Origin of the sequence: Jannaschia sp. W003 (genome assembly GCF_025144335.1) — a bacterium.
In the GTDB taxonomy this organism is placed as follows: domain Bacteria; phylum Pseudomonadota; class Alphaproteobacteria; order Rhodobacterales; family Rhodobacteraceae; genus Jannaschia.
Map to the genome: position 1 here is coordinate 2,622,543 of NZ_CP083539.1, position 20,921 is coordinate 2,643,463.

Sequence of the window (20,921 nt, forward strand, 5' to 3'; positions counted from 1 at the left end):
CCCCCGCCGTCGCCCCCGCGCCCTCGCGCCCGGCCCGCGACGGCCTGATCCTCGGGCTCGCCAAGCGGGACTTCGGCCTCCTGGTCGTCGTCGCCATCCTGACCATGCTGGCGCCGTTCCTGCTCAACCCCTTCCCGGCGGACAGCTCGCTGGCGCAGTTCAACGCCGGCTACCCGGACCTGATGCAGCGCTTCGTGATCTTCGGGATCTTCGCGATCGGCTTCAACATCCTGTTCGGCCTGACCGGCTACCTGAGCTTCGGCCACGCCGCCTTCCTCGGCGTCGGCTCCTACAGCACCGTGTGGATGTTCAAGCTGCTGGGCTACAACGTGCTGCCCGGCATCGCGCTCGCGGTCGTCGTCTCGGGCCTCTTCGCGCTCTTGATCGGCTACGTGAGCCTGCGCCGCTCGGGCATCTACTTCTCGATCCTCACCCTCGCCTTCGCGCAGATGAGCTTCGCGCTGGCCTACTCGGTGCTCTCGAACCCCTCGTTCAACCTCACCAACGGCGAGACCGGCCTGCAGGTCTACCGCTCCGACCCGCAGATCTTCCACGACGCCGCCACCACGCCCAGCGTGCCGCACATCTTCGGCCTCGCCATGCGCGAGACCGAGACCCTGCGGCTCGGCGCCTGGAGCTTCGACTTCAACGCGGGCTACTACCTCTGCGCGGTGATCATGATGGCGTGCTTCTACCTCGCCATCCGCCTGTTCCGCTCGCCCTTCGGCCTGATGCTGCGGGCCGTGAAGTCGAACCAGCAGCGCCTGAACTACACCGGCCTGAACCCCAAGCCCTACATGCTCGCCTGCTTCGTGATCTCGGGCATGTACGCGGGCCTCGCCGGCGGCCTCCTGTCGGCGATGGATCCCCTCGCGGGCGCCGAGCGGATGCAGTGGACCGCCTCCGGCGAGGTGGTGCTGATGACCATCCTCGGCGGCGCCGGCACCCTGATCGGCCCGGTGCTCGGCGCGGGCTTCATCAAGTACTTCGAGAACATCTTCTCGAAGATCAACGACGGCGTGCTGCACCAGTGGTTCGCCTTCATGCCCGAGGGCATGGAGGACGCCATGGTGGCCATCGTCCACCCCTTCGTGGGCAAGGGCTGGCACCTCACCCTCGGCCTGCTCTTTATGCTGGTCGTCATCTTCCTGCCCGGCGGCCTCATCCAGGGCGGGAGCAAGATCGCCACCGTGTTCCGGCGCGACCGCAAGGCCGGCGACGTCGAGCACACGGCGGCCGTGAAGCGCGCCCAGGCGGAGGAATAAGCCATGAGCACCCTCGAAGTCCGCGACGTCTCCAAGACCTTCGGCGGCCTCAAGGCCCTGTCGGACGTCAACCTCACGGTGCAGGAGCGAACGGTCCACGCGATCATCGGCCCCAACGGCGCCGGCAAGTCGACCCTGCTCAACTGCCTCGTGGGCAAGCTCATCCCCGACACCGGCTCGGTCTCCTTCGAGGGGCAGTCGGTGCTGGGTCGCAAGCCCCACGAGATCAACCAGATGGGCATCTCCCGGGTGTTCCAGACGCCCGAGATCTTCGGCGACCTCTCGGTCATGGAGAACATGATGATCCCCTGCTTCGCCGCGCGCGACGGGGCGTTCTCGCTCAACGCCTACGGGCGCATGTTCTCGGACCGCGAGATCGTCGGGAAGGCCGAGCACATGCTCGAGGACATGCGCATGATCGACAAGCGCGACATGCACGCCGCTGCCATGAGCCGCGGCGACAAGCGCCGCCTCGAGATCGGCATGTGCCTCGCCCAGGAGCCGCGCCTGCTGCTCCTTGACGAGCCCACCGCCGGCATGGCCCGCGCCGACACCAACAACACGATCGACCTGCTGCGGCAGATCGTGTCCGAGCGGCCCATCACCGTGGCGATCATCGAGCACGACATGCACGTCGTGTTCTCGCTCGCCGACCGCATCACCGTGCTCGCCCAGGGCACCCCCCTGGTCGAGGACACCCCCGAGAACATCAAGGGCCACCCCAAGGTGCGCGAAGCGTATCTCGGCGAGCAGAGCGGACACTGAGCATGACCATCAAGCCCGACTTCACCGCCGAGGCCGCCGCCACGCGCCCCGGCCACGCCTACTTCTCGGTGCACGACATCCACGCCTACTACGGCGAGAGCTACATCGTGCAGGGCGTCTCCTTCGACGTCCGCGAGGGCGAGATCCTCGCCCTCCTCGGCCGCAACGGCGCCGGCAAGACCTCCACCTTGCGCACCTGCGCCCGCGTCGGCACGCCCGAGCTCCAGCGCGGCGAGATCTGGCTCGACCACCAGCCGCTGCACACCATGAAGGCCCACGAGGCCTCCGCCGCCGGCCTCGGCCTCGTCCCCGAGGACCGGCGCATCATCCCCGGCCTGACGGTCGAGGAGAACCTCAAGCTCGCGCAGATCGCGCCCCCCATCGGCTGGGGCCTCGACCGCCTCTACGACCTGTTCCCGCGCCTCGGCGAGCGCCGCAAGCAGGAGGGCGTGACCCTCTCGGGCGGCGAGCAGCAGATGCTCGCCATCGCCCGCGCGCTCGCCCGCGACATCAAGGTGCTGCTGCTCGACGAGCCCTACGAGGGCCTCGCCCCCGTGATCGTCGACAAGATCGAGGAGGCCCTGCTCGAGATCAAGGCGTCGGGCATCACCACCGTGCTGGTGGAGCAGAACGCCGTGCGCGCGCTGAAGTTGTCGGACCGCGCCGTGATCCTCGACACCGGGGGCGTGGTCTTCGACGGCACCGCCGCCGAGGTGCTGGGCAACGCCGAGCTGCGCGCCGAGTACCTCGCCATCTGAGCCGCGCCGGGCGGCATTGGCCGCCCGCGCGACGCGATCAAGCAACGGGCCCCCGCGCGCCGCGCCGCGCCGCCGCGGCCCGAACGGAGAGACCCATGCCCGACACGATGCACCAGCCCCCCGAAGCGGTCGCCGCCCGCACCCACTGCGACCGCGCCACCTACGACCGCATGTACGCCGCCTCCGTGGACGACCCCGTGGGCTTCTGGCGCGAGGAGGGGCGCCGCCTCGATTGGATCAAGCCCTACGAGACGGTCAAGAACACCTCGTTCGGCCCCGGCGACGTCTCCATCAAGTGGTTCGAGGACGGCACCCTCAACGTCGCCGCCAACTGCATCGACCGCCACCTCGAGACCCGCGGCGACCAGACCGCGATCATCTGGGAGCCGGACGACCCCACCGTGGTCGAGGGCGGCGGGGCCCAGCACATCACCTACCGCCAGCTCCACGCGCACGTCTCGAAGTTCGCCAACGTGCTGAAGGGCATGGGCGTCGGGCGCGGCGACCGGGTGATCCTCTACATGCCGATGATCCCCCAGGCCGCCTACGCCATGCTCGCCTGCGCGCGCATCGGCGCGATCCACTCGGTGGTGTTCGGCGGCTTCTCCTCGGACGCCCTGGCCGCGCGCGTCACGGGCTGCGACGCCAAGGTCGTGGTGACAGCGGACGAGGCGCCCCGCGGCGGGCGCGCCACGCCCCTCAAGACCAACGCCGACAAGGCGTTCGAGAAGTGCGGCGACGGCCCGAAGATGCTGGTCGTCAAGCGGACGGGCGGCGAGCTCCCGATGACGGAGGGCCGCGACTTCTGGCTCCACGAGCTGGAAGCGGAGGTCGAGGCCGACTGCCCGCCCGAGGAGATGGGCGCCGAGGACCCGCTCTTCATCCTCTACACCTCCGGCTCCACGGGCCAGCCCAAGGGCGTGGTGCACACCACGGGCGGCTACCTCGCCTATGCGGCGATGACCCACCAGTACACCTTCGACTACCACGACGGCGACGTGTTCTGGTGCACCGCGGACGTGGGCTGGGTCACGGGTCACAGCTACATCGTCTACGGCCCCCTCGCGAACGGCGCGACCACGGTGATGTTCGAGGGCGTGCCAACCTACCCCGACGCGGGCCGCTTCTGGGAGGTCTGCGCCAAGCACAGGGTGACGCAGTTCTACACCGCCCCCACCGCGATCCGCGCGCTGATGGGCAAGGGCGACGACTTCGTGAAGGGTCACGACCTGTCGTCCCTGCGCATCCTCGGCACGGTGGGCGAGCCCATCAACCCCGAGGCGTGGAACTGGTACGACACCGTCGTCGGCGGCGGGCGCTGCCCCATCGTCGACACCTGGTGGCAGACCGAGACCGGCGGCCACCTCATCACCCCCCTGCCGGGCGCCACGCCCACCAAGCCCGGCTCGGCCACCCTGCCCTTCTTCGGCGTCCAGCCCGTGATCCTGGAGCCGCAGTCCGGCGAGCCGATCGAGACGACCGAGGCCGAGGGCGTGCTGTGCATCGCGGACTCTTGGCCCGGCCAGATGCGCACCGTCTGGGGCGACCACGAGCGCTTCGTGAAGACCTACTTCTCGGACTACCCGGGCTACTACTTCACCGGCGACGGCTGCCGGCGGGACGCGGACGGCTACTACTGGATCACGGGCCGCGTGGACGACGTGATCAACGTCTCGGGTCACCGCATGGGCACCGCGGAGGTCGAGTCCGCCCTCGTCGCCCACCCCAAGGTCGCCGAGGCCGCCGTGGTCGGCTACCCCCACCAGATCAAGGGCCAGGGCATCTACGCCTACGTCACCCTCATGGGCGGCGCGGAGCCGTCCGAGGAGCTCCGCAAGGAACTGTCGGACTGGGTGCGCAAGGAGATCGGCCCGATCGCCAAGCCCGACGAGATCCAGTGGGCGCCGGGCCTGCCCAAGACGCGCTCGGGCAAGATCATGCGCCGCATCCTGCGCAAGATCGCCGAGAACGACCACGGGAGCCTCGGGGACACCTCCACCCTCGCGGAGCCGCAGGTGGTGGACGACCTGATCGCGAACCGCCGCAACCGATAGGAAACGCCCCGCGGGGTTAACGTCCGGGGGCCGCGCATCGCGCGGCCCCCTTGGCGTTTCGGCACCCCGTGCCGCGCGGGCGTTCACCAAGGCGCACGGAATCATCTCGCGGCGGCGGCGCCCGCGGCGGCAGGATGGACCACGGAGCCGGCCCTGCGACGTGCCGCGGGGGTGTCGCTCCGGAGCGGAAAAGGACCATCGCCATGTCATTCGTCGCCACGGTGACCGGTTTCCCCGGTCAGCAGCAGCTCACCCCCCCGCCGGCTCCCGTCGCGCCAGTCTCCACCGACGCCCCGGGCATCGCGCCCGTCGTCGCCGCCGCCGCGCCCTTCGGCGCCGGCGCGGACGGCACCGACATGGGCGGCGGCGGCTCGGACGGCGACGCCCCGCGCGACGAGGCACGCACCGCTGCGTCCGCACGGCCCGCCACCCCCGAGAACGCACCGCCCACCCCCTACATCGCGCTGCCGGGCGTAGACGCCGAGACCGTGGCCGAGGCCATGTCCGCGGCCGAGGCCAAGGCCCGCCGCGAGGAGGGCACCGCCGCCGCGCCGCGCGAGGATCCGGCCCGCGAGCGCGTCTCCGAGGAGACCGCCGCGGAGCGCGAGGGCAACGCCGCGCGCATGGCCGCCATCGTGCCCGCCCCCGAGAACGCGCCCTCGATCGCCGGCGACGCCGCCCGCGTGCGGGCCGCCGGAACGGAGGCCCGGCCGGACTACGACAGCCGCGCCTGAAGGCACCCTCGCCCGCCCGCGTCCCGCTTCACTTGGCCCGGCCCATGCGATAGGTGCCGGAAAAGCCAACGAGCGAGGACGCGCATGAGCCAGAGCCACGAATCCGACGTCGCCTTCATCAAGGCCCTGGCCGAACTCCTGCGCGACAACGACCTCACCGAGCTGGAGGTCATGCGCGAGTATGGCGAGGACGACAGCCTGAACGTCCGCGTCTCGCGCCAGACCGTGGCCGCCCCCGCGCCCGCCGCCGCGCCGCCCGCCGCTCCCGCGGTGCCCCAGGCCGCCGCGCCCGCCCCTGCGGCCGCCCCCGCCGCGCCCGAGGACCCCGCCCAGGACCCCGGCGCCGTGACCTCGCCCATGGTCGGCACCGTGTACCTGTCGTCCGAGCCCGGCGCCGATCCCTTCGTGCAGGTCGGTGACAAGGTCTCCGAGGGCCAGACGATCCTGATCGTCGAGGCCATGAAGACCATGAACCAGATCCCCGCCCCCCGCGCGGGCACCGTGAAGCGGGTCCTGGTCGAGGACGGCGCGCCGGTCGAGTTCGGCGCCCCCCTCGTCATCCTCGCCTGAGGGGCATTCCGATGTTCAACAAGATCCTGATCGCGAACCGGGGCGAGATCGCGCTCCGGGTCGTGCGCGCCGCGCGCGAGATGGGCGTCGCCACCGTGGCCGTCCACTCCACCGCCGACGCCGACGCCATGCACGTGCGCATGGCCGACGAGTCCATCTGCATCGGCCCGCCCTCCTCGGCCCAGAGCTACCTCAGCTTCCCCGCCATCATCTCCGCCTGCGAGATTTCGGGCGCCGAGGCGATCCACCCCGGCTACGGCTTCCTCTCCGAGAACGCCGCCTTCGTGCAGGTTGTCGAGGATCACGGCCTCACCTTCATCGGCCCCACCGCGGAGCATATCCGCATCATGGGCGACAAGATCACCGCCAAGGAAACGATGAAGAAGCTGGGCGTGCCCGTGGTCCCCGGCTCCGACGGCGGCGTGCCCGACCTGGCCGCGGCCCGCGCCGTGGCCGACGACATGGGCTATCCGGTGATCGTCAAGGCCACCGCCGGCGGCGGCGGGCGCGGCATGAAGCTCGCCAAGACCGCGGCCGACCTGGAGACCGCCTTCCGCACCGCCCGCTCCGAGGCCAAGGGCGCCTTCGGCAACGACGAGGTCTACATCGAGAAGTACCTCGGCCGCCCCCGCCACATCGAGGTGCAGGTCTTCGGCGACGGCCGGGGCCGCGCCGTCCACCTCGGCGAGCGCGACTGCTCGCTCCAGCGCCGCCACCAGAAGGTGCTCGAGGAGGCACCCGGCCCCACCATCACCCCCGAGATGCGCGCCGAGATCGGCCGCACCTGCGCCGAGGCCGTGGCCCGCATCGGCTACTCCGGCGCCGGAACCATCGAGTTCTTGTGGGAGGACGGCGAGTTCTACTTCATCGAGATGAACACCCGCCTCCAGGTCGAGCACCCCGTGACCGAGGCGATCTTCGGCGTCGACCTCGTGCGCGAGCAGATCCGCGTCGCCGCCGGCGAGGAGATGTCGTTCCGCCAGGAGGATCTGCAGGTTCTCGGCCACGCCATCGAGGTGCGCATCAACGCCGAGAAGCTGCCCAGCTTCTCGCCCTCGCCCGGGCGCATCACCCAGTACCACGCCCCCGGCGGCCTCGGCGTGCGGATGGATTCGGCGCTCTACGACGGCTACCGCATCCCGCCCTACTACGACTCGCTGATCGGCAAGCTGATCGTGCAGGGCCGCGACCGCCCCGAAGCGCTCGCCCGCCTGCGCCGCTCGCTGGGCGAACTGATCGTCGACGGCATCGACACCACGATCCCCCTGTTCCGCGCCCTGATGGAGGAGCCCGACATCCAGCGCGGCGACTACACCATCCACTGGCTCGAGAAGTGGCTGGAGACCAACCTGTGATCCGCGTCCTCGTTCTCCCCCTCGCGCTCGCCGCCTGCGTGGCCGCGCCGCCGCCCGAGCGCAGCGGCCCCACCGCCGGCGAGGCGCTCGGCGTGCCGCGCGGCGCCGTGCTCTTCGAGAACGAGCGCGACGCGGCGACCTTCGACGCGCAGGTGGACCGCTTCGCCCGCCTCGACTGCCGCTCGCTCGCCGCCAGCGTCGCGGCGATCCGGGCCCAGACCCCGCGCCGCACCACGGGGGGCCGCATCGCCACCGCCGGCGCCACCCTCGTGCCCGGCGTCGGCGGCAGCCTCGCGCGCATCCTCGGGGGCGAGCTCGCCGCCGCCTCCGCCGTGGAAGGCAACGTGCAGCTCGCCGCCGCCGAGGCCGTCCGCGCCGCCAAGAACTGCTGACGGGCTTCCACGGCCCGGCCCCGCTCCCTAGGTATGGCCCCATGCCGCGCGACACGCCCGAGATCACGGCCGAGCTGCTCCTGATGGCCTACGCCTCGGGGGTCTTCCCGATGGCCGAGACCCAGGACGACCCGGAGGTGTTCTGGGTCGACCCGCGCCACCGCGGCGTGCTCCCCCTGGACGGCTTCCGCCTGTCGCGCAGCCTGGAGCGCACGATCCGCCGGGGCCGCTTTGACGTCACGCTCGACGAATCCTTCGACGCCGTGCTCGACGGCTGCGCCGACCGCGCCGAGACCTGGATCAACCCCACCATCGCCCGGCTCTACCGGCAGCTCCACGCCCGCGGCCTCGCCCACTCCGTCGAGGTGCGCGAGGGCGGCGCCCTGGTGGGCGGCGTCTACGGCGTGACGATGGGCCGGGCTTTCTTCGGCGAGTCGATGTTCAGCCGCGCCCGCGACGCCTCGAAGGTGGCGCTGGCCTACGCGGTGGCGATGCTGCGCCGCGACGGCTTCGCGCTGTTCGACACCCAGTTCCTGACCGACCACCTCGCCTCGCTCGGCGGCGTGGAGATCGCGCGGGCCGAGTATCACCGCCGCCTGCGCGCCGCCCTCGACGGCCCGTCCGCGCGGCTCGGCCCCGTGCCGCACGCGGACGAGGTGCGCGCCCTGCGCGGCGGCGCGGCGGACTAGCTCAGGGCTGCAGGCAGCTCAGGACCCACACGTCGTAGCGCCGGTGGTCGAGCGCGCTGAGCGCCGGGGCCGAGGCCACCATCCAGCCCGCGAACAGCTCCTCCACGGAGCCCGCGTCCACGACCTGCAGGAGCGCGAAGGCGTCGCCCGAGGGGTTCGAGGACGGATACCGGCACTCGTGCAGCGTCACCTGCAGGGGGCCGTAGGCCATGGTCTGGCCTAGCGCCATCTCCACGTCGATCACGTCGCCCGACACCCGGTCGAGCGTGCGCAGCACCGCGCCGCGGCCCTGCCCGGTCTGCACCGCCGTGCCCTCCTGGGCGGCGGCGGGCACGGGGCAGGCCAGCGCCGCGACCAGCGCGCCGAGGAGCGCCGCGCCCCTCATTCCGGGGTCCAGGCCTCGTAGTCCTCCTGCGGGCGCACGTCGGCGCGGCGCAGCGAGCCGGGGCGGTAGAACGCGGCCTCGGTGCCCGTCAGGTTCTCCTTGTGGGGCTTCTCCCACGACTTGCGGGCGATCGGATCCTCAGTGGGGGGCTTCGGGAAGGTGTGGTGCAGCCAGCCGTACCACTCCGGGCCGACCCGGGTGCCGTCGTTCTGGCCCTCGTAGATCACCCAGCGGCGCGTGTCGTCGGCGTTGCGGTAGTAGATGTTGCCCGCCTCGTCGCGCCCGACCTCGTTGCCGAACCGCTTCGTGAAGAGCTGCGTGCCCACGCTCTGGCCGTCCCACCAGGTCACGAGGCGCTTCAACAGGCTGGCCATGGGGGAGTCTCCTCGCAAGATCGTCCCGGGAATACAGCGCCCGCGCGCAGGATCAAGGCCGCGCGCCGCGCCGGGCGCCGCGCCGCCCGCTCCGATGGTGCGCCAGCGCACGACCCCCCCTGCATCGCGCTGCGGTGCGGAACCGCAACTGAACCGCTAAGTTCAGTACCCAGACCTCACCGAAAGCTCCCCCCCCGATGATCCGCCCCCTCCCGCTCGCCGCCACCGCCCTCCTCGGCCTCGCCGCCGCCGCCGCCGCCTTCGAGACGCCCGCCCCTTCCGCGTCCGTGTACGACCACGACGCCGCCCGTGCCTACGAGGCCGAGATGGCGATGCAGATCGACGCCGACGGCTCGGGCACCATCGACGCCGGCGAGCTGGGCGCGTTCGGCGCGGCCCTCTTCCGCTCCATGAACGAGAGCGGCACGCCCAGCCGCGCGGACGCCACCGGCTGGACCGGCGGCCTGCACGACATCGCCGTCTTCCAGGGCCGCGAGAGCGCCCACTCCGCCGCCGCGGGCTTCGTGTTCGACCTGTTCGACACCGACGGCGACGGCACGCTCTCGCTGGGCGAGCAGGCTGCCGGCACCGTGGCCGCCGCCCGCGCCGCCGACCGCGACGGCGACGGCGTGCTCAGCCGCGCCGAGTTCCGCGAGCGCCACGTCTTCTCGATCGCCGCCCGCGCCGCCGTCCCCTCCTCGCGCTGAGGGGGGCCGAACGGCCCTTGCGGGCACCGCGTCGATACGGGACTCTCGGGCGACCATTCCGCCCGAGGACAGCCCCATGACCGAGACCCGCCCCTACGGCTTCGACACCCTGCAGGTCCACGCCGGCAGCCGGCCCGACCCGGCCACCGGCGCCCGCCAGACGCCGATCTACCAGACCACCGGCTACGTGTTCCGCGACGCCGAGCACGCCGCCGCCCTGTTCAACTTGCAGGAAGTGGGCTTCATCTACTCGCGCCTCACCAACCCCACCGTGGCCGTGCTGCAGGAACGCATCGCCACGCTCGAGGGCGGCGTCGGCGCGGTCTGCTGCTCGTCGGGTCACGCGGCGCAGATCATGGCGCTGTTCCCGCTGATGCAGCCCGGCTGCAACGTGGTGGCCTCGACGCGCCTCTACGGCGGCACGGTCACGCAGTTCTCGCAGACCATCAAGCGCTTCGGCTGGTCCGCCAAGTTCGTCGACTTCGACGACCTCGATGCGGTCCGCGACGCCATCGACGACGACACCCGCGCCGTGTTCGGCGAGGCCATCGCCAACCCGGGCGGCTACATCATGGACGTGCGCGCCGTGGCCGACGTGGCCGATGCCGCCGGCGTGCCCCTCATCATCGACAACACCTCGGCCACCCCCTACCTCCACCGCCCCATCGAGCACGGCGCCACGCTCGTGGTCCACTCCACCACCAAGTACCTGACCGGCAACGGCACCGTGACGGGCGGCTGCGTGGTCGACTCGGGCCGCTTCGACTGGTCCGCCTCGGGCAAGTTCCCGTCGCTCTCCGAGGCCGAGCCCGCCTACCACGGCCTCAAGTTCCACGAGACCTTCGGCAACCTCGCCTTCACCTTCCACTCGATCGCCATCGGCCTGCGCGATCTGGGCATGACCATGAACCCCCAGGCCGCCCACTACACGCTGCTCGGCATCGAGACCCTGAGCTTGCGCATGGACCGCCACGTCAGCAACGCCGAGAAGATCGCCGCCTGGCTCGAGACGCACCCCGCCGTGGCCCAGGTCACCTACGCGGGTCTGCCCTCGTCCCCGTATGCCGAGCGCGCCAAGACCGTCTGCCCCCGCGGCGCCGGCGCCCTGTTCACGTTCCGCCTCAAGGGCGGCTACGACGCCTGCGTGCGCTTCATCGACGCGGTGGAGATCTTCTCCCACGTCGCCAACCTCGGCGACACGCGGTCCTTGTGCATCCACTCCGCCTCCACCACCCACCGCCAGCTCTCGCCCGCCCAGCAGGAGGCGGCGGGCGCCGGGCCGGACGTGGTGCGCGTGTCGATCGGCATCGAGGACGCCGACGACCTGATCGCCGACCTCGACCAGGCGCTGGCGGCGGCCGGCGGCGGCCGCGTCGCGGCGGAGTAGCCCCCGGGGCGGAGCGCCCGGCGGCGCTCCGCTTTCCCGCCGTACCCCGCGATGCTGCGGTTGCATTTCGCAGTTCCGGTGAAATACGGTCTGCAAATCAGCCTTTTGCGATTTGCATGGGCCCAGCGCGGGAGGGCGCCCGTGTCGTTCGACCACGAAAGCAAGTCCGTGCCCGCTATGTCCGAGCTGAGCCTCGCGATCTCCGCCGGCGGCACGCTCACCGATGTCTCGCCCGGTCTCGCGTTCCTGCTCGGCCACAAGTTGGATGCCATGATCGGCCGGGCCTTCGTGGAGTTCGTGCATCCCGACGACGTCGAGCGCACCGTCGCCGCCTGGCAGGAGCTGGACGAAGGCGACACCGTCTTGCGCTTCGAGAACCGCTACCGGTGCCACGACGGCTCGCACCGGTGGCTGTCCTGGACCGGGATGCTGCTCGACGGGGCCGCGATCGCCTCCGCGCGCGACATCGAAATCGAGATGACCCAGCGCGAGCGCCTCGCCGCCCACGAGGCCGAGACCGAGGAGCGCGAGCAGTCCATCGCCATCCTGTTCCACGACCTGCGCAACCCCGTCGCCGCCCTCGCCGCCGCCGTCCGCATCCTCGGGCGCGAGCCCCAGAGCGACCGTAGCCGCACGGTGCTGGAGCTGGCCGAGAAGGCCGTGGGGCGCATGGACGGGCTGATCGACGACGTCTCGGACTTCGCGCAGGCGCGGCTCGGCTCGGGCCTGCGCCTGTCGCGGCGCCACGAGATGCTGGAGCCGGTGATCCGCCAGGCCGTGGACGAGGTGCGCCTGTCGCGCCCCGACTGGACCATCGACGAGCACTACGACTTCCCCGAACCCGTCGACTGCGACCCCAAGCGCATGGGCCAGCTCGTCTCCAACCTCGTCGGCAACGCCATCGACCACGGCCAGCCCGGCACCCCGGTCCGGGTCCGGGGCTGGGACCGCGACGGCACGCTGGGCATCACCGTCTGGAACGACGGCGCGCCCATCCCCGAGGACCGGGTGGGCCTCCTGTTCAAGCCCTTCGTGCGCTCCGGCGCCGGCGGCGACCAGCGCAGCCTGGGGCTCGGCCTCTACATCGCCCACGAGATCGCCGTGGCGCACGGCGGCACACTGTCGGTCCGCTCCGATCCCGGCGGCACCGAGTTCACCTTCGTGCTGCCGCGCTGACACGAGCGCCGAACGGAAGAGGGGCGCGCCGGTCTCCCGGCGCGCCCCTCTCCTATTCCGTGGCCCCCGCGGGGGCCGGTGCATGGCCGATCAGGCCAGCTGCAGGTTCACCGCGCTCTGGCGGCCGTCGCGGCCCGCCTCGACGTCGTAGGTGACCTTCTGGTCGTCGGCGAGGTCACGCAGACCGGCACGCTCGACGGCCGAGATGTGCACGAACACGTCCTTGCCACCCTCTTCGGGGGCGATGAAGCCGAAACCCTTGGTGCTGTTGAACCACTTGACGGTGCCCTTGGCCATCGTCGCTACTCCTTGATCGTCGCTGCCCGCGGAGTGCGGCAGCCTGGCTCGTCAGTGCAGAATCGATAGGACTGAGCCGCGAAGGAGCAGTGGTCGATAGTGATAACGTCGCCAGCCCCCTTTCTGCCGAATCGCTTGGAAACGCAAGCAAAGTCCGCGCGAGCTTCGAGAGCGGCGGGGAAGCGCCGCCCTCTTCCCCCCGCCGCGCCCGATTGGTAAGCCGATCTTACCAATCGCGGAGCCGCGCCATGCCCCCCGTCATCACCGAGATCGAGGACCTCCACCGCATCTATCGCCGGCGGGTGCCGCGCATGTTCTACGACTACTGCCAGTCGGGTTCCTGGACCGAGCAGACCTACCGCGAGAACGAGACCGACTTCGATCTCGTGCGCCTGCGCCAGCGCGTCGCCGTGGACATGGAGGGGCGCTCCACGCGCTCCACCATGATCGGCCGCGACGTGGCGATGCCGGTCGCCCTCGCGCCCGTGGGCCTCACGGGGATGCAGCACGCCGACGGCGAGATCCTCGCCGCCCAGGCGGCCGAGGCCTTCGGCGTGCCCTTCACGCTCTCCACCATGTCGATCTGCTCGATCGAGGACGTGGCCGAGCACACGTCCAAGCCGTTCTGGTTCCAGCTCTACGTGATGCGCGACGAGAAGTTCGTGGACGCCACCCTCGCCCGCGCCAGGGCCGCCGGCTGCGACGCGCTGGTGCTGACGCTCGACCTCCAGATCCTCGGCCAGCGCCACAAGGACCTAAAGAACGGCCTCTCGGCCCCGCCCAAGCTGACCCCCGCCTCCGTGGCCAACCTCGCCACCAAGGTTCCGTGGGGGCTGGAGATGCTGCGCACCAAGCGCCGCTTCTTCGGCAACATCGTGGGCCACGCCGAGGGCGTGGGCGACGCCTCGTCGCTCTCCTCCTGGACGGCCGAGCAGTTCGACCCCCGCCTCGACTGGGGCAAGGTCAAGCGCATCGCCGACAAGTGGGGCGGCAAGCTGATCCTCAAGGGCATCCTGGATGCCGAGGACGCTGAGATGGCGCTGGAGGTGGGGGCCAACGCCATCGTCGTTTCGAACCACGGCGGCCGCCAGCTCGACGGCGCGCTCTCCTCGATCCGCATGCTGCCCGAGATCGTGGACGCGGTGGGCAGCCGGACGGAGGTCCACATGGACGGCGGCATCCGCTCCGGCCAAGACGTGCTCAAGGCTCTCGCCTTGGGCGCGCGCGGCACCTACATCGGCCGCGCCTTCATCTACGGCCTCGGCGCCATGGGCCGCGAGGGCGTCACCCGCGCGCTCGAGGTGATCCACCGCGAGCTCGACGTCACCATGGCCCTGTGCGGCGAGAAGGACGTCCACGCCCTCGGCCCCCACAACCTCCTCGTGCCCCGCGGCTTCCGCGGAGAGTGGGAGCCGGCCCGCAACGCCCGCGGCGCGGAGCAACTGGACGGCTGACGGCTCCCTCATCTTGCCGAAAATACCGAGGGGGTCCGCGGGCTACCCGGGATCGGTCCAGTGGACCGATCCGCCCGCGGACGGGCGAAGCCCCGGACGGCGCCGAAGACGACGGGGGCGGAGCCCCCACCCCGGCGTCCTCCCGTATGCACGGGGGGTGCACGGGGGGTGTACGGAAGGCGCCCCCCCTACTTCCGCGCCGCCAACCGCTCCAACGGCCATTCCAGCGTCAGCAGCACCGCCACCGCGGCGAAGGCCCAGCGAAGCCCGAACGCCTCCGATCCCAGCCCCATGAGGGCGGGCGCGAGGAAGAACCCGAGGAACCCGATCACCGCAACGCGTGCGATCACGGCCGTGCGCTGCGACCCCGCGCTCAGGCGTCCCGCGAGCGCCAGCCCCATCGGTCCGATCACGGAAATTCCCAGTCCCATCAAGCCGAAGCCCCCGTAGGCGACCCACGGCACCGGGGCCGCCGCGGCGACCAGAACCCCCGCCACCGCCAGCCCCGTGGCCCAGCGGATCACCCCCGCCTCCGACAACCGCGCCGACACCGCTTGCCCCGAGAAGCGCCCCACCGCCATGGTCAGCCCCAGCATCGCCGGCCCGAACGCCCCCTCGGCCGCGCCCCCGCCCAGCGTCCGCTCGATGTGCAGCGCCGACCAGCTCTCCACGGTGCTCTCGGCCATGAAGGCGATCAGAACGATCGCCCCGCACAGCGCCACGATCCCGAGCGGCAAGCGCGGCGGCGGGCCGCCCGTCTCCTCGGGCGCGTCCACCTCCATGAACTGGAGCGGGGCGGTCAGGAGGATCAGCGCCGCCGTGACGCCGAAGATCGCCAGCGGCGCCCACCCCGCCTCGCGCATGGCGCCCGTCAGCAGCGCCGAGCAGGCGTAGGCGACGGAGAACATGGCGTGGTTCACGTTCATCAGCGAGCGGCTCGCGCGCGTCTCGATGGCGCTCACGCGGGCGTTCATCACCACGTCCGTCAGCCCGCTCGTGGCGCCCGCGAGCGCGAGAGCCACGAAGAACAGGGGCACCGTGGTCGCCAGCCCCGGCCCGAGGACCGCGAGCGCCAGCAGCACCGTGCCCGCCGGCATCGCCCAGCGCCCGAGGGTCCGGTCCCAGCGCGGCGCTAGCACCATCGTGGTCGACAGGCCGACGGCCGTCCCCAGCAGGAGCAACCCGAAGGTCGCGTCGTCGACCCCGATCCGCGCCTTCAGGACGGGCGCCATGGCGGCGACGCAGCCCCAGGTCAGCCCCACGGCGACGAAGGCGAACACGGGTGCGCGGCTGAGCGCGAGGGCGGATCGGATGGTCATGGCGCGGGCCTGCGCGCGCCGGCACCCGAGCGCAAGCCCCCGGGGCCCGCGCGCCCGCCCCGCAAGGGAGAAACCCGCTTGCCAACCCCCGGCCCGGCCCATAGAGGGCGGGCTTCGAACGAGGCGGGCCGCACCCTTGGAGGCGGCCCAGAGACCGAAAGGAAACAACATGGCTGGTGAGATTCCGGATCTCGTCGCTCATGCTCGCACGGGGACGGGCAAGGGGGCCGCTCGTGCATCGCGTCGTCGGGGCATGGTCCCGGGCGTGGTCTATGGCGGCGGCGCCGATCCCGTTGCGATCGAAGTGCCGTTCAACGAGCTGCTGAAGAAGCTGCGCGCGGGCCGTTTCATGGCCCAGCTCTGGAACCTCAAGGTCGAGGGCCAGGACGACGTGCGCGTGATCGCGCGCGACGTGCAGCGCGACGTGGTCAAGGACCTGCCCACGCATCTCGACCTGATGCGCCTGCGCCGCACGAGCCGCGTGAGCCTCTACATCCCCGTGGAGTTCGTGGGCTTCGAGGGCTCGAAGGCCGCCCGCGCGGGCGGCGTGCTGACGGCCGTGCGCCCCGAGGTGGAGCTGCGCGTGACCGCCGGCGACATCCCCGAGAAGATCGTGGCCGACGTGTCCGAGATGGAGATCGGCGACACGCTGCACATCTCCGACATCGCCCTGCCCGAGGGCACGCGCCCGACCATCGACCGCGACTTCGTGATCGCCAACATGCAGGCGCCCTCCGGGCTGGCCTCGCAGAAGGACGAGGACGACGAGACCACCGAGACCGAGGTCATCAACCAGACCGACGCGACCGTGGGCGAGGAGCCGGCCGAGGGCAACTGAGCCCCGGCGCGAGCTGCGGATTGGGGGGCGCCTGCGGGTGCCCCTTTTCTGTTGGTGGGGGCTCTGCCCCCGCTCGCCGCACCCTGTCCGGGGCTCCGCCCGTTCGCGAGACGATCGATCCCCCGGATCGATCGCTGGTATCTCGCGAACCCCCCGAGGTATCCGGGAAACGAAGACACGGCGGAAGGTGGGAGGATCGTCATGGGCGTGCAACTCTGGGTCGGCCTAGGCAATCCGGGCGCGAAGTACGCGGGCAACCGGCACAACGTCGGATTCATGGCTCTGGACCGGATCGCCGCGGACCACGGCTTTCCGGCGTGGCGGTCGAAGTTCCAGGCGGAGCTGTCCGAGGGGCGCTTCGGATCGGAGCGCGTGGCGCTGCTGAAGCCCGCCACCTTCATGAACCTCTCGGGCCAGTCCGTGGGCGAGGCCATGCGCTTCCTCAAAATCGAGAGCACCGCGGTCACCGTGTTCCACGACGAGCTGGACCTCGCGCCCTTCAAGCTGCGCCTCAAGGCGGGCGGCGGGCATGCGGGGCACAACGGCCTGCGCTCAATCCACCAGCACCTCGGCCCCCACTACGACCGGGTGCGCATCGGCATCGGCCACCCCGGTCACAAGGACCGGGTCTCGGGCTACGTGCTGTCGGACTTCGCCAAGTCTGAAGGGGACGCGCTCGACGACATGCTGCGGGGCATCTCGGATGGGGCGCCGAAGCTGGCGGCGGGCGACGGCCCGGGCTTCCTGAACGCGGTGGCGCTGCGCGTGGTGCCCGCCAAAACGGCACAGGATACGAACCCGACGCCGGCGCCGAAGCTCGCCCCCGAGGGCGAAGCCGCACCCGACACACGGAACCCGCTCCAGAAGCTTGCGGACCGCTTCCGCTAGCGCCCCGGTCCGCCCGCGCTACGTCCCGCTCCGAAGGAGACGCCGCATGACCCAGCCGCCCCGCACCGCCCCCGCCCGCAACGTCTCGGGCGGCCCGCTCGCCACCTGCTCGACCGCGCCGATGACGGGGTTCTTCCGCGACGGGTGCTGCAACACCGGCCCCGCGGATCGGGGCTCGCACACGGTCTGCGCGGTGATGACGGCGGAGTTCCTGGCGAACTCGAAGTACCTCGGCAACGACCTGAGCACGCCCCGCCCGAAGTTCGGGTTTCCGGGGCTCAAGCCCGGCGACCGCTGGTGCCTGTGCGCCGCGCGCTTCGTGCAGGCCCACGACGAGGGCGTCGCCCCCCGCGTGGTGCTGGAGGCGACCCACGAGCGGGCGCTGGACGTGGTGCCGCTGGCGGTGCTGGAAGCCTACGCATCCACCGAGGACTGAGCCGCGGCGGGCGGCTTCGCCCCCGCCGCAGTCGGCACAAGCGGGCCCTCCATCAGCTCCTCGACGAAGTGGCTCAAGAGCTGGCCGCGCCCCGAGACGCCCGCCTTGCGGTACACGGCCGCCGACTGCGCCTTCACGGTGCCGCCCGAGGTGCCGCGGATCGCCGCGATCTCGGCCGGGCCGAGCCCCTTGATCGAGAACAGCGCCACGTCGCGCTCGGCGGGCGTCAGGCCCCATTCGGCGAAGCGCGCCTCGAGTAGCTCGGCGAAGGCGCCGGAGGCGACGCGCAGCCGGTCCTCGACATGCCGGCGCCGCTCCTCGGAGCGGCGCAGCGCCAGCGCCCCCAGCGCGGTGCCCAGCACCAGCCCGACGGCGGCGCCGATCTCGATCAGCTCGCGCAGCTGCCAGTCGAGCGGGCGGTCGAGCAGTCCGAAGATCGACGTGACGACGTCGAACAAGAAGAAGGCGGCGCACAGGGCCTGCAGCACCAGAAGCGCAGCGATCGCGAGACGCCGGTTCACGGGGCCGCCGGATCAGTCGTCATCGCGCCGGTCCTCTTCGCGGTCCTCGCGCCTCTCGCGGTTCTCCTCGGCCCGTTCGCGGGCGTCCTGGCGCCGGTCCTCCTCAAGCTCGCGCGCATCCTCGCGGCGGTCGGCCTCGCGGTCGCGCCGGTCCTCCTCGCGGTCCTCGCGCTCCCGCGCCCGGTCGCGCGCCGCGCGGTCGCGGCCGTCCGCGCTGGGACCTTCGCGGATCATGGGAGCCGCGCCGCCCGCGCCCCGCCCCTGCTCGCGGTAGTCGCGCAGGAGCTCGCCGGTGCGGGGGTTCAGGATGATCTCGCGGCGGTGCCCGCCCGGGGCCTCGGCCCGGATGCGGGCCCGCCCGAGGAACGTCCGTTCGACCCGGATGGTCTGGTAGCCCTGCGCCTGCAGCTGCGCGACGACGTCGCGGACGGGATCGGCGGACGCGGTCGGTGCCGCGAGGGCGAGCGCCAGGGTCGTCAGCGCGATGTGGACGGGCCTCACGGAATCTTCCTCCGGGTCCGGGGCGCCTCGGACGGGCGCCCCGCAGCGTAGCAGACGGCCTCAGTCGTCGTCGTCATCATCGTCGTCGTCATCGTCGTCGCGATCCCGACCGCGGCCCCGGTCGTCGTCCCTGTCGCGGTCGCGGTCGGCTCCCCGGTCGCGGTCGCGGCCCCGGTCGTCGTCATCGCGATCCTCGCCCTGGTCGTCGTCGTCGCGGTCACGATCGTCGTCGCCGCCGCGCCCCCGGCCCCGGCCGCGCCCTCGGTCGTCCTCGTCGCGCGGCCCGACACGGCGCCCGCGGTCGCGGCGATCGTCGTCGTCATCCTCGATCTCGTCGAGGTCGCGCGGGCCGACACGGCGGCCGTTGTCTCCGCGTTCCCGCGCAGCCTCGCGCAGCGCCTCGAAGCGCTCGCGCCGGTCGGCGAGGTCGCCCGAGCTCCGCCGCTCGAACTCCTGCTCGACGATGCGGCCGGTGGCGTTGTCGTAGGTCACCTCCAGCACCCGGTCGCCGCGTACGGCCTCGACCTCGGTGCGGGATGGTCCGACCTGCACCTCGATGTTCCGGAAGCCCTTGCTCTGGAGATCGGAGACAATCTGGCTCGTAATGTCCTGCGCCGATGCGGCGCCCGCGCCGAGCGCGGCGGCAAGGATGGTGGGCATCAGGGACGTGATTCGCATGGGACTGGTCCTCTCATCGGGGGGGGTGGTGCGACGCCGCACCGGTGCCGCGACCCTGCATCTCCCGCCCGACGACACCATCGCACGGGAGTTTACCGCCAGATCCCGCCGTCCCGATGCGGCCCGTAAACCGAGGTTTACGGGCCTCAGGCCTCGGTCATCTCCCAGCCCAGTGCCTTGGCGACGGTGAAGATGTCCTTGTCGCCCCGCCCGCACATGTTCATGCAGATGAGGTGGTCCTCGGGCAGCCCGCCCGCGATCTTGGCGACGTGGGCCAGCGCGTGGCTCGGCTCCAGCGCGGGAATGATGCCCTCCAGCTCGCAGCAGAGCTGGAACGCCTCCAGCGCCTCCACGTCCGTGATCGACACGTACTGCGCGCGGCCGATGTCGTGGAGCCAGGCGTGCTCGGGGCCGATGCCGGGGTAGTCGAGGCCCGCGGAGATCGAGAAGCCCTCGAGGATTTGGCCGTCGTCGTCCTGCAGCAGGTAGGTGCGGTTGCCGTGCAGCACGCCGGGGCGCCCACCGGTGAGCGAGGCGCAGTGCTGCATCTTGAGGTCCACGCCCTTGCCGCCCGCCTCGACGCCGATGATCGCCACCTCCTTGTCGTCGAGGAACGGGTAGAACAGGCCCATGGCGTTCGAGCCGCCGCCGATCGCGGCGATGATGGTGTCGGGCAGCCGTCCCTCGGCCTCCATCATCTGGCGCTTCGCCTCCTGGCCGATGATCGCTTGGAAGTCGCGGACCATGGCCGGATAGGGGTGCGGACCGGCCACGGTGCCGATGCAGTAGAAGGTGTCGGCCACGTTGGTCACCCAGTCGCGCAGGGCGTCGTTCATGGCGTCCTTCAGCGTGCCGCGCCCGGAGGTCACGGGGATCACCTCGGCGCCCAGCAGCTTCATGCGGAACACGTTGGGCTTCTGCCGCTCCACGTCGTGGGCGCCCATGTAGACCACGCACTTCAGGCCGAACTTCGCGCAGACGGTGGCGGTGGCGACTCCATGCTGGCCGGCGCCGGTCTCGGCGATGATGCGGGTCTTGCCCATCCGGCGGGCGAGGATGATCTGGCCGAGCACGTTGTTGATCTTGTGTGCGCCGGTGTGGTTCAACTCGTCGCGCTTGAGATAGATCTTCGCGCCGCCCAGCCGCTCGGTCAGGCGCTCGGCGAAGTAGAGCGGCGACGGGCGGCCCACGTAGTGGGTCCACAGGTCGTGCATCTCAGCCCAGAAGCTATCGTCGGTCTTGGCGTGCTCGTACTGACGCTCCAGCTCCAGGATCAGCGGCATCAGCGTCTCGGACACGAAGCGTCCGCCGAACTGGCCGAAGCGGCCCTTCTCGTCGGGACCGGAGGTGAAGCTGTTCAGAAGATCGTCGGGCATGA

24 protein-coding genes are annotated in these 20,921 nt (G+C 71.5%); 16 read left to right on the plus strand and 8 right to left on the minus strand.

From position 1 onward, the window contains the following. Positions 1-47: 47 nt before the first annotated feature. The 9 genes from K3554_RS12885 to aat all read left to right on the plus strand — a co-directional run bounded on the left by K3554_RS12885 (position 48) and on the right by aat (position 8,582). Positions 48-1,265 carry a branched-chain amino acid ABC transporter permease gene (locus K3554_RS12885; RefSeq protein ID WP_259945952.1) on the plus strand — a complete coding sequence of 406 codons (1,218 nt, stop codon included), beginning with the start codon at positions 48-50 and terminating at the stop codon, positions 1,263-1,265. Positions 1,266-1,268: 3 nt separating this feature from the next. Continuing rightward, the gene (locus K3554_RS12890) at positions 1,269-2,030 is read left to right on the plus strand and encodes an ABC transporter ATP-binding protein (RefSeq protein ID WP_259940868.1); all 762 of its coding nucleotides are present in this window, start codon (positions 1,269-1,271) and stop codon (positions 2,028-2,030) included. Between the two features lie 2 nt (positions 2,031-2,032). Continuing rightward, complete coding sequence (locus tag K3554_RS12895) at positions 2,033-2,788, plus strand: ABC transporter ATP-binding protein (protein ID WP_259940870.1); 756 nt, start codon at positions 2,033-2,035, stop codon at positions 2,786-2,788. 95 nt (positions 2,789-2,883) lie between these two features. Further along, positions 2,884-4,842: an acetate--CoA ligase gene (gene acs, locus K3554_RS12900; RefSeq protein WP_259940872.1), complete on the plus strand. Its 1,959-nt coding sequence runs from the start codon at positions 2,884-2,886 to the stop codon at positions 4,840-4,842. 203 nt (positions 4,843-5,045) lie between these two features. Next, positions 5,046-5,576, plus strand: coding sequence for a hypothetical protein (locus K3554_RS12905; RefSeq protein ID WP_259940874.1), 531 nt, complete (start codon positions 5,046-5,048; stop codon positions 5,574-5,576). An 84-nt stretch (positions 5,577-5,660) separates the two neighbouring features. Further along, entirely contained in the window at positions 5,661-6,146 is a 486-nt protein-coding gene (gene accB, locus K3554_RS12910; protein ID WP_259940876.1) for an acetyl-CoA carboxylase biotin carboxyl carrier protein, read from the plus strand. 11 nt (positions 6,147-6,157) lie between these two features. Next, positions 6,158-7,501: an acetyl-CoA carboxylase biotin carboxylase subunit gene (gene accC, locus K3554_RS12915; protein ID WP_259940878.1), complete on the plus strand. Its 1,344-nt coding sequence runs from the start codon at positions 6,158-6,160 to the stop codon at positions 7,499-7,501. Further along, positions 7,498-7,893, plus strand: a complete 396-nt coding sequence (locus K3554_RS12920; RefSeq protein ID WP_259940880.1) for a hypothetical protein — start codon at positions 7,498-7,500, stop codon at positions 7,891-7,893. The genes accC and K3554_RS12920 overlap by 4 nt, the downstream gene beginning before the upstream one ends. 41 nt (positions 7,894-7,934) lie before the next feature. Further along, positions 7,935-8,582, plus strand: coding sequence for a leucyl/phenylalanyl-tRNA--protein transferase (gene aat / locus K3554_RS12925; RefSeq protein WP_259940881.1), 648 nt, complete (start codon positions 7,935-7,937; stop codon positions 8,580-8,582). Between the two features lies 1 nt (position 8,583). On the opposite strand, the gene K3554_RS12930 is transcribed toward aat, so the two are convergent. Together K3554_RS12930 and K3554_RS12935 are read right to left on the minus strand one after the other, a co-directional pair. Continuing rightward, complete coding sequence (locus tag K3554_RS12930; RefSeq protein WP_259940882.1) at positions 8,584-8,967, minus strand: DUF2155 domain-containing protein; 384 nt, start codon at positions 8,965-8,967, stop codon at positions 8,584-8,586. Beyond that, positions 8,964-9,341, minus strand: coding sequence for an NADH:ubiquinone oxidoreductase subunit NDUFA12 (locus K3554_RS12935; protein WP_259940883.1), 378 nt, complete (start codon positions 9,339-9,341; stop codon positions 8,964-8,966). The genes K3554_RS12930 and K3554_RS12935 overlap by 4 nt, the downstream gene beginning before the upstream one ends. A 197-nt stretch (positions 9,342-9,538) precedes the next feature. On the opposite strand from K3554_RS12935, the gene K3554_RS12940 reads away from it, so the two are divergent. The 3 genes from K3554_RS12940 (at position 9,539) to K3554_RS12950 (ending at position 12,611) form a co-directional block, all read left to right on the plus strand. Continuing rightward, complete coding sequence (locus tag K3554_RS12940; protein WP_259940885.1) at positions 9,539-10,048, plus strand: EF-hand domain-containing protein; 510 nt, start codon at positions 9,539-9,541, stop codon at positions 10,046-10,048. Positions 10,049-10,124: 76 nt separating this feature from the next. After that, complete coding sequence (locus K3554_RS12945) at positions 10,125-11,435, plus strand: O-acetylhomoserine aminocarboxypropyltransferase/cysteine synthase family protein (RefSeq protein ID WP_259940887.1); 1,311 nt, start codon at positions 10,125-10,127, stop codon at positions 11,433-11,435. 141 nt (positions 11,436-11,576) lie between these two features. Continuing rightward, the gene (locus tag K3554_RS12950; protein ID WP_259940890.1) at positions 11,577-12,611 is read left to right on the plus strand and encodes a PAS domain-containing sensor histidine kinase; all 1,035 of its coding nucleotides are present in this window, start codon (positions 11,577-11,579) and stop codon (positions 12,609-12,611) included. Between the two features lie 90 nt (positions 12,612-12,701). On the opposite strand, the gene K3554_RS12955 is transcribed toward K3554_RS12950, so the two are convergent. Beyond that, a complete protein-coding gene (locus tag K3554_RS12955; protein ID WP_259940891.1) occupies positions 12,702-12,908 on the minus strand; it encodes a cold-shock protein in 207 nt (68 codons plus the stop codon). Positions 12,909-13,156: 248 nt separating this feature from the next. Between K3554_RS12955 and K3554_RS12960 the strand changes: the two genes are divergently transcribed. After that, positions 13,157-14,362 (plus strand): alpha-hydroxy acid oxidase, encoded by a 1,206-nt coding sequence (locus K3554_RS12960; protein ID WP_259940892.1) that lies wholly within the window; start codon positions 13,157-13,159, stop codon positions 14,360-14,362. A gap of 188 nt (positions 14,363-14,550) precedes the next feature. Here K3554_RS12960 and K3554_RS12965 read toward each other — a convergent pair whose 3' ends face one another. After that, positions 14,551-15,681: an MFS transporter gene (locus K3554_RS12965; protein ID WP_259940894.1), complete on the minus strand. Its 1,131-nt coding sequence runs from the start codon at positions 15,679-15,681 to the stop codon at positions 14,551-14,553. Positions 15,682-15,850: 169 nt separating this feature from the next. Here K3554_RS12965 and K3554_RS12970 point away from each other — a divergent pair, with 169 nt between their 5' ends. From K3554_RS12970 to K3554_RS12980, 3 genes are all read left to right on the plus strand, one after another. Then, on the plus strand, positions 15,851-16,519 hold the full coding sequence (locus K3554_RS12970; protein WP_259940896.1) for a 50S ribosomal protein L25/general stress protein Ctc: 669 nt from the start codon (positions 15,851-15,853) through the stop codon (positions 16,517-16,519). Between the two features lie 207 nt (positions 16,520-16,726). Then, a complete protein-coding gene (gene pth / locus K3554_RS12975; protein WP_259945954.1) occupies positions 16,727-17,407 on the plus strand; it encodes an aminoacyl-tRNA hydrolase in 681 nt (226 codons plus the stop codon). Positions 17,408-17,453: 46 nt separating this feature from the next. Continuing rightward, positions 17,454-17,843: a DUF2237 family protein gene (locus tag K3554_RS12980; protein WP_259940901.1), complete on the plus strand. Its 390-nt coding sequence runs from the start codon at positions 17,454-17,456 to the stop codon at positions 17,841-17,843. Here the strand turns inward: K3554_RS12980 and K3554_RS12985 are convergent. The 4 genes from K3554_RS12985 to trpB all read right to left on the minus strand — a co-directional run bounded on the left by K3554_RS12985 (position 17,822) and on the right by trpB (position 20,919). Continuing rightward, positions 17,822-18,364, minus strand: coding sequence for a hypothetical protein (locus K3554_RS12985; protein WP_259940903.1), 543 nt, complete (start codon positions 18,362-18,364; stop codon positions 17,822-17,824). The genes K3554_RS12980 and K3554_RS12985 overlap by 22 nt on opposite strands. Positions 18,365-18,376: 12 nt before the next feature. After that, positions 18,377-18,865, minus strand: a complete 489-nt coding sequence (locus tag K3554_RS12990; protein WP_259940905.1) for a hypothetical protein — start codon at positions 18,863-18,865, stop codon at positions 18,377-18,379. Between the two features lie 60 nt (positions 18,866-18,925). Continuing rightward, a complete protein-coding gene (locus K3554_RS12995) occupies positions 18,926-19,525 on the minus strand; it encodes a hypothetical protein (RefSeq protein ID WP_259940906.1) in 600 nt (199 codons plus the stop codon). Between the two features lie 164 nt (positions 19,526-19,689). Beyond that, a complete protein-coding gene (gene trpB / locus K3554_RS13000) occupies positions 19,690-20,919 on the minus strand; it encodes a tryptophan synthase subunit beta (protein ID WP_259940908.1) in 1,230 nt (409 codons plus the stop codon). Positions 20,920-20,921: the final 2 nt, after the last annotated feature.

Excerpts from the sequence above, each read along its gene's own strand:
- K3554_RS12890 (WP_259940868.1), top strand. The coding sequence starts at position 1,269 with ATGAGCACCCTCGAAGTCCGCGACGTCTCCAAGACCTTCGGCGGCCTC.
- K3554_RS12895 (WP_259940870.1), top strand. The coding sequence starts at position 2,033 with ATGACCATCAAGCCCGACTTCACCGCCGAGGCCGCCGCCACGCGCCCC.
- acs (WP_259940872.1), top strand. The coding sequence starts at position 2,884 with ATGCCCGACACGATGCACCAGCCCCCCGAAGCGGTCGCCGCCCGCACC.
- K3554_RS12905 (WP_259940874.1), top strand. The coding sequence starts at position 5,046 with ATGTCATTCGTCGCCACGGTGACCGGTTTCCCCGGTCAGCAGCAGCTC.
- accB (WP_259940876.1), top strand. The coding sequence starts at position 5,661 with ATGAGCCAGAGCCACGAATCCGACGTCGCCTTCATCAAGGCCCTGGCC.
- accC (WP_259940878.1), top strand. The coding sequence starts at position 6,158 with ATGTTCAACAAGATCCTGATCGCGAACCGGGGCGAGATCGCGCTCCGG.
- aat (WP_259940881.1), top strand. The coding sequence starts at position 7,935 with ATGCCGCGCGACACGCCCGAGATCACGGCCGAGCTGCTCCTGATGGCC.
- K3554_RS12930 (WP_259940882.1), bottom strand. The coding sequence starts at position 8,967 with ATGAGGGGCGCGGCGCTCCTCGGCGCGCTGGTCGCGGCGCTGGCCTGC.
- K3554_RS12935 (WP_259940883.1), bottom strand. The coding sequence starts at position 9,341 with ATGGCCAGCCTGTTGAAGCGCCTCGTGACCTGGTGGGACGGCCAGAGC.
- K3554_RS12940 (WP_259940885.1), top strand. The coding sequence starts at position 9,539 with ATGATCCGCCCCCTCCCGCTCGCCGCCACCGCCCTCCTCGGCCTCGCC.
- K3554_RS12945 (WP_259940887.1), top strand. The coding sequence starts at position 10,125 with ATGACCGAGACCCGCCCCTACGGCTTCGACACCCTGCAGGTCCACGCC.
- K3554_RS12955 (WP_259940891.1), bottom strand. The coding sequence starts at position 12,908 with ATGGCCAAGGGCACCGTCAAGTGGTTCAACAGCACCAAGGGTTTCGGC.
- K3554_RS12960 (WP_259940892.1), top strand. The coding sequence starts at position 13,157 with ATGCCCCCCGTCATCACCGAGATCGAGGACCTCCACCGCATCTATCGC.
- K3554_RS12965 (WP_259940894.1), bottom strand. The coding sequence starts at position 15,681 with ATGACCATCCGATCCGCCCTCGCGCTCAGCCGCGCACCCGTGTTCGCC.
- K3554_RS12970 (WP_259940896.1), top strand. The coding sequence starts at position 15,851 with ATGGCTGGTGAGATTCCGGATCTCGTCGCTCATGCTCGCACGGGGACG.
- K3554_RS12980 (WP_259940901.1), top strand. The coding sequence starts at position 17,454 with ATGACCCAGCCGCCCCGCACCGCCCCCGCCCGCAACGTCTCGGGCGGC.
- K3554_RS12995 (WP_259940906.1), bottom strand. The coding sequence starts at position 19,525 with ATGCCCACCATCCTTGCCGCCGCGCTCGGCGCGGGCGCCGCATCGGCG.
- trpB (WP_259940908.1), bottom strand. The coding sequence starts at position 20,919 with ATGCCCGACGATCTTCTGAACAGCTTCACCTCCGGTCCCGACGAGAAG.